Here is a 6719-nt window from a genome sequence, read left to right on the forward strand (position 1 = left end):
CTTTTTTGAATGGATTAACGTGAACCAATACGGTAAATATGTCGATTCGTTGCAATCTTCGCCGAAAGCCAACCAACAAAAATACAAGCTACGGTAAAGAAAAAGAATTCACTAAAGCCTAAACCATTTAAAGTGAAGTCCACACTAAAAATATCTGCAACATATTTTACGACGCTCGTAAAATAGTTAATTACCACACTACTAAAAATCGCTGCTAATAAGCTTCCTAAACAACCATAAATCATGCCTTTATACAAAAACGGGCGGGCAATAAAATGGTCGGTAGCGCCTAATAATTGCTGAACTTCAATAGCTGCACGACTGTTTGCAACATCGGTTCTTACTGCATTACCAATAACTAAAAAGACTGAAATCAGCATCAAAATAGTACAAGTCATTGCAACTCGCGCAATCAACCAAGTTAATGAACCTAATTTATCTAACCAGCCATTATCTAGGCGAACCTCTTGCACGCCTTTAATTGCTTGCAAACCATTGCGTAACGCTAACATATCATCATTGCTACTAAAGGCTTTTTTCGGTTTTAAGGTCACAACCGCCGGAAGAGGATTCTCATCAATAATATCCAGCGCCTCACCAAAGCCAGACCAAGTCCGAAACTCCTCTAAACTTTGTTGACGAGAAATATAATTCAGCGATTCAATTTTATCGGCATCAAAATGGCGAATTCGCTCAACCACCGCATTCACATCATTTTCAGAAAGGTTTTTATGTAAATAAACCGTTAATTCTGGCTCTGGGTAAAATTCTGTTGCAGCATGATTCGCATTTTTCCATAACAGATAACTCACCATTGGAATCATGAGCGAAACTGAAATGACTAATACCGTTAAAAAAGTACCAAATTTATGCTTCTTTAAATCTTGCCAAACTGAACGCAAAATATAGCCTGTTTGGGTGCCTAATTTTAAAGTCAAACGTGCCATGATTTACCCCTTAATATGACCTTGCTCTAGCACTAAACATGGCTTCGGACGTTTAGTAATAATATTCGTATCGTGCGTGGCAACAATAACCGTAGTACCTGCATTATTAAATTCTTCAAATAAACGGAAGATCTCAAATGAGAGTTTTTCATCCAAGTTCCCTGTTGGCTCATCCGCTAATAATAATACAGGGCGATGGATAATCGCGCGGGCAATATCTACACGCTGTTGTTCCCCTCCAGAAAGATGCACTGGCAAGAAATTCGTTTTATTGCCTAGCCCAACACGTTCTAGCGCTAAGCGTGCTTCTCTTTCTACGACTTGAGGGCTCATCCCCTGAATAATAAGCGGTAACGCAACATTATCTAAAATAGTTTGGTCTGGTAATAAGCGATAATCTTGGTGCACCATACCAATTTGACGACGTAAAAACGGTAATTCAACAGGGTTTAAACGAGTAATATCATGGCCGTTAAAAATAATTTGACCGCCATTCGCTCTTTCAATACCCATAATCAATTTTAATAAGGTACTTTTCCCTGCACCAGAGTGCCCTGTTAAATACAGCATCTCGCCTGCCGGCAGATGAAAATCAATGCCTTGCAGGGCCTGTTTTCCCCCTTTATAGGCTTTACTCACATTTTGAAATTTAATCATTGTATTTCCCGTTTCACGACAAATTAAATAAGCTACAAGCGGTCACATTTTTCCAATTTTTTGCAAACTGCTTGAAGCTAAAAAGCACTAGGCTTCATGTTCAAATAACGCTTCAATAAACTCTTCAGCATTAAATGGACGCAAATCTTCAATTTTTTCACCCACGCCAATGTAACGAATTGGTAAGTTAAACTGATCCGCAATGGCAAAAATCACGCCACCTTTCGCTGTACCGTCTAATTTAGTGAGCGCAATACCCGTTAAACCCACAGCTTCATTAAAGAGTTTAGCTTGGCTGATTGCATTTTGCCCCGTACCAGCATCTAAGGTCAGCATAATTTCATGCGGTGCGCTTTCATCATATTTTTTCATCACTCGCACGATTTTTTTCAATTCATCCATTAGGTGATTTTTATTTTGTAGGCGACCTGCCGTATCAGCAATTAAAATATCAATTCCTTTGGCATGCGCAGATTGCATAGCATCGAAAATCACTGAAGCTGAATCAGAACCTGTAGATTGTGCGACCACAGGAATATGATTACGTTCTCCCCAAACTTGTAATTGTTCAACAGCCGCAGCACGAAATGTATCGCCTGCCGCTAACATAACCGATTTACCTTCTTGTTGGAATTTACGTGCTAATTTACCGATAGTCGTCGTTTTACCCACACCATTTACGCCCACCATTAAAATCACATATGGCTTTTTACTGCTATCAATTTCTAATGGCTGGCTAACTGGTTTTAATACTTCTGCTAATTCGACTTTTAATTGCTGATAAAGCAAATCTGCATCTTTTAGCTGTTTTTTGCTCGCGTGTTGTGTCAAATTATTAATGATTTTGGTGGTAGTTGGCATCCCTAAGTCTGCCACTAACAATTGTTCCTCTAACTCTTCAAACAAATCATCATCAATTTTTTTGCCACGGAAGAAACTCAAGAACCCTGAACCAATACTTTGTTTAGTTTTAACTAACCCTTTTAATAAACGGCTGAAAAAACCACCTTCACTTGGTTTTTCTTGATAGTTTTCTGTTGACTCAGCAGGTACTTGCTCAACTTCAGCGTCTAATTTTTCTTCTTCTAACTCAACTAATTCGTTAAGCTCTTCAAAGTTTTCTTCTGCTGCCGATTTATCGCTAACTGCCTCATCTAACTCCGCATCTACAACCGCTTCAATTTTTGCTTCGAGTGTTTGATGGAATGATGCACTTTCTGGCTCTGGCTCTGGCTCTGGCTCTGGCTCTGGCTCTGGCTCTGGCTCTGGCTCTGGCTCTGGCTCTGGCTCTGGCTCTGGCTCTGGCTCTGGCAGATTATCTGTTTTTTCTTCAGCTTCTACTGCTAAATTTGCAAAATCTTGTCGATTTTCGACCGCTTGAGATAATTCATTTTCAGCTGTTGCGGTAACTTCTGCTCCCACTTCACGAATTTGAACAGACTCTTCTTTTTCTTCTTCAAACGACTGCTCAATTTTTTCGCCAACTTCTTCGAAGAATGTTTCTACTTCTTCCGTTTTTTCTTCCACGAACTCTTTGATAGAAGCTAATGTTTCTTCAATACGAGTTTCAACAGAAGATGTTGCTAAACTTTCTTCTTGTTGAGCAGTTACTTGCTCACTATTTTCTCCTTCAATAGGCTGAATATGCTCTTCTTCAACTGAAGCGGTAACTTCTTTTTCAGCGGTTTCTACTGGAGTTTCTTCATTTTTTGTTTCTTTTTTACCGAAGCCTAACCAAGACCAAAAGCCTTTTTTCTTTTCAGACATAATTTAATTCTCTTAGAGCAGTATTTGCGCCCAACTTATATTTAAAATAGAATAAACTGCAGTAGTTTAGCAAAAAATCCTTTTTATGAGTATGAAAAAAAATCGAAATGGGCGGGAGGCATCGCCAAATTCTCGTCCAACGGGAGAGGTGAGGATTATTGCAGGACTTTGGCGAGGTCGGAAACTCCCTGTATTAAATGCAGAAGGCCTGCGACCAACCACCGATCGCGTAAAAGAAACGCTCTTTAACTGGCTTATGAATGATATTGCGGGCAGTCGTTGTCTGGATTGCTTTGCTGGCAGTGGCTCACTCGGTTTAGAAGCCCTTTCACGCCAAGCACAAGCGGTCGTTTTTTTAGAAAAATTTACCCCAGCCGCCAAGCAGCTTAAGCAGAATTTAAGCGCATTAAAAACTGAAAAAGGTAGTGTCGTAAATAGTGATACCTGTCAGTATCTTGCACAAAAAAACAGTGAAAATGCATTTGATGTGGTATTTATCGACCCTCCCTTTCACCAAGGCTTCGTGCCAAAAATCTTAACCTTATTAACCGAAAATGGTTGGTTAGCAGAACATGCGCTACTTTATGTAGAAACGGAAAAAACACATGCTCCTCTCGTTTTACCGGAAGGTTGGCAAATTATTAAAGAAAAATCGGCAGGTATGGTAACCAGCCGCCTGATTCAAACCTAAGTGAGAAAAAGATGACAAAATTAACCCCTGATGAAGCGATTGATCTCGCATACGATATTTTTCTAGAAATGGCAGGCGAAAATTTAGATCCTGCGGATATCTTGCTATTTAATCTTCAATTTGAAGAACGTGGTGCTGTAGAAATGGTTGAAACCGCTGAGAATTGGGATGAAGAAATCGGCACACTGATTGATCCTGAAGCTTTTGCGGAAGTTTGGGTCGGTTTAGTGAATGATAAGGATGAAATGGATGATGTTTTTGCCAAATTCCTGATTTCTCACGAACCAGAAAATCGCGAATATCATGTCGTGTGGAAAGAATAATTCCTTAAAGCTATTAAATCCGACTTTTAAAGTCGGATTTTTATTGCCTCAAAAAAAGTAAGCGTGTTAAAATTCACACAATTTATTCGTTAAAATAAGGATTAAAAATGGAACAACTCATTTGCTATAAACAGATGCCGGTTTGGACAAAAGAAACCTTGCCACAAATGTTTCAAGAAAAACACAACACTAAAGAAGGCACTTGGGCAAAATTAACCATCTTAAAAGGTGAATTAAAATTTTACGTTTTAACCGAAGAAGGCGATGTGGTTGAAACGGCGATTTTCACCCCCGAAAATCAAGCGCCATTTGTTGAGCCACAACTTTGGCATAGAGTTGAAGCATTAACCGATGATCTTGAATGCCAATTAGCATTTTATTGTGAACCGAAAGACTATTATATGAAAAAATATAATCTGACTACGACACACTCTGAAGTGCTTAACGCTATGAATTATATTCAAGGTGGCAAAGCGTTAGATCTTGGTTGTGGCCGCGGTCGCAATTCACTTTATCTAAACTTAGTCGGCTTTGATGTTACTGCAGTAGACTACAATGAAGAAAGCATTGAATTCCTTCGTTATATGATTGAGAAAGAAGGGTTAAAAAATATCGAAACCGGTATTTACGACATCAACGATGCGACTATCGGCAGCCAAAACGGTGAGTACGATTTTGTGCTTTCAACCGTAGTGATGATGTTCTTAAACCGCGAACGTATTCCGGCTATCATTGAAAATATGCAGAAAAATACGAAAGTAGGTGGTTATAACTTAATCGTTTGTGCCATGAGCACGCCAGAATACCCTTGCCCAATGCCATTCTCATTCACCTTTGCAGAAGGCGAATTAGCGAAATACTACGAGGGCTGGGAATTAGTGAAATATAACGAAGATTTAGGTCACTTACACAAAACCGATGAAAACGGCAACCGTATCCAACTTAAATTTGCCACAATGCTAGCGAAGAAATTAGCATAGTTCCTGCCACAAGCGGTCAGATTCCGCAAAACTTTTGCAAATTCAGACCGCTTGTTCTTTATAAGATTAGAAAAATAGGCAATCTACGACTGCCTATTTTTTAATCTTTATTCTTTAAACTCAACTTGATACTGAGATGCAATTTGTGGATTAAGCATTAAAAGCTGTTTAATTGTTTCTTCCGCGGAAGATTTGGCCTCTTTTAGAAGATCACTTTCCATAATTTTCTTTTCTACTTCAATACGCTGATCTGAAAAGAACTTTTGATAATCTTTTATATTCCAACTAGAAAATAAAGAAGTAGACTCATCAAAAATTTTCATTGACTTCTCATCAAATTCATTAGAAAGAATTTTCGCATTTCCTATATTAGAAATAAGAATTTTATTTCCCTTTATTTCTGTTGAAACATTTGAAAGATCCACACCTAAAGTGACCTTTCCATCATAAGAAATAATAAATTTCTTAGATGTTAAAGGAAGATTAATTCCATAAATATTCTTTTTATTTTCAAACATTGCAGCATTAGTATAGAAATATTTATAACTTACAATATCTTTTGACTTTTTAATATAATTACCAACTAAAGATGTTGTAACATTAGTTTGCTCAGATGAATGTGAAACAATTGACTTATAAAACATATATATATTAACTATTACAAACAGTAAAATACCTGCAATAACTAAAGATTTTAAACCATTAGATAATTTATAGAATTTCTCAACTAATCCATTCTGTGGATTTTTTATATTTTCACTCATTTTAACCTCAATTTAAGTTTAAGAAGAAAAATTAATAGCATCATTAGAAAACATGGAAATAAATAAACCATAACCCAAATATAGAACTGACAATAAAAGCAGAAAAATACCTAAAATTACAATAAATTTCATACCAAATGATAAACGTCTAAAGCCTTTAATTGATAATGTTATAGGTTCATCATTTGGTTTTTTAATTCCATTTTTTATAACATCGACTGCGTCAATTATATTCGTCAATATCTTTGATAAGTTCATATCTTTTCTCTTGATGATTTAGATGAATTTATTATCTTATTCTTAAAAGGCCCTGAAAAATTTGAAAAATACATATTTCCCTCTTTCCTAATTTTCCCCCTATCATTTAACAAATCTAATAGTTTTAAAACCTTATCATTAGTTACATTTTTTACATTGCACTTCATAAGATAACTAAAGACTGTCTTTTCATCAGAAACTTGATTTTCAGACTGAAAAAATATAATTATATTATATAATAGACTATTTCTTTTCTTATAAGTTAGAATAAAATATATAAACACAAACCAAACGCACATAATAAATGCGCCAACTAATAACATAATTAAAGC

At 36.6% G+C, this 6719-nt stretch carries 9 protein-coding genes; 3 read left to right on the top strand and 6 right to left on the bottom strand.

Annotated features, from left to right (window positions below; translation table 11 throughout):
• Positions 1 to 14 precede the first annotated feature (14 nt).
• The 3 genes from ftsX to ftsY form a co-directional block, all read right to left on the bottom strand.
• The gene (gene ftsX, locus HMPREF1128_RS09080) at positions 15 to 947 is read right to left on the bottom strand and encodes a permease-like cell division protein FtsX (protein ID WP_007526599.1); all 933 of its coding nucleotides are present in this window, start codon (positions 945 to 947) and stop codon (positions 15 to 17) included.
• 3 nt (positions 948 to 950) lie between these two features.
• Positions 951 to 1604, bottom strand: coding sequence for a cell division ATP-binding protein FtsE (gene ftsE / locus HMPREF1128_RS09085; protein ID WP_007526607.1), 654 nt, complete (start codon positions 1602 to 1604; stop codon positions 951 to 953).
• A gap of 87 nt (positions 1605 to 1691) precedes the next feature.
• Complete coding sequence (gene ftsY, locus HMPREF1128_RS09090; protein ID WP_007526591.1) at positions 1692 to 3371, bottom strand: signal recognition particle-docking protein FtsY; 1680 nt, start codon at positions 3369 to 3371, stop codon at positions 1692 to 1694.
• Between the two features lie 91 nt (positions 3372 to 3462).
• On the opposite strand from ftsY, the gene rsmD reads away from it, so the two are divergent.
• From rsmD to tehB, 3 genes are all read left to right on the top strand, one after another.
• Positions 3463 to 4062, top strand: coding sequence for a 16S rRNA (guanine(966)-N(2))-methyltransferase RsmD (gene rsmD / locus HMPREF1128_RS09095; RefSeq protein WP_035530532.1), 600 nt, complete (start codon positions 3463 to 3465; stop codon positions 4060 to 4062).
• A gap of 11 nt (positions 4063 to 4073) precedes the next feature.
• Entirely contained in the window at positions 4074 to 4385 is a 312-nt protein-coding gene (locus HMPREF1128_RS09100) for an HI1450 family dsDNA-mimic protein (RefSeq protein WP_007526612.1), read from the top strand.
• A gap of 107 nt (positions 4386 to 4492) precedes the next feature.
• Entirely contained in the window at positions 4493 to 5365 is an 873-nt protein-coding gene (gene tehB, locus HMPREF1128_RS09105) for an SAM-dependent methyltransferase TehB (protein WP_007526604.1), read from the top strand.
• A gap of 107 nt (positions 5366 to 5472) precedes the next feature.
• Here tehB and HMPREF1128_RS09110 read toward each other — a convergent pair whose 3' ends face one another.
• From HMPREF1128_RS09110 to HMPREF1128_RS10410, 3 genes are all read right to left on the bottom strand, one after another.
• Positions 5473 to 6129, bottom strand: a complete 657-nt coding sequence (locus HMPREF1128_RS09110) for a DUF4230 domain-containing protein (protein WP_007526608.1) — start codon at positions 6127 to 6129, stop codon at positions 5473 to 5475.
• Positions 6130 to 6147: 18 nt separating this feature from the next.
• Positions 6148 to 6387 (bottom strand): hypothetical protein, encoded by a 240-nt coding sequence (locus HMPREF1128_RS09115; RefSeq protein ID WP_035530536.1) that lies wholly within the window; start codon positions 6385 to 6387, stop codon positions 6148 to 6150.
• A partial coding sequence (locus tag HMPREF1128_RS10410) for a hypothetical protein (protein ID WP_231287872.1) occupies positions 6384 to 6719 on the bottom strand: 336 nt, incomplete at its 5' end. The genes HMPREF1128_RS09115 and HMPREF1128_RS10410, both read right to left, overlap by 4 nt.

The sequence above is a fragment of the Haemophilus sputorum HK 2154 genome (assembly GCF_000287615.1).
Taxonomy (GTDB): domain Bacteria; phylum Pseudomonadota; class Gammaproteobacteria; order Enterobacterales; family Pasteurellaceae; genus Haemophilus_A; species Haemophilus_A sputorum.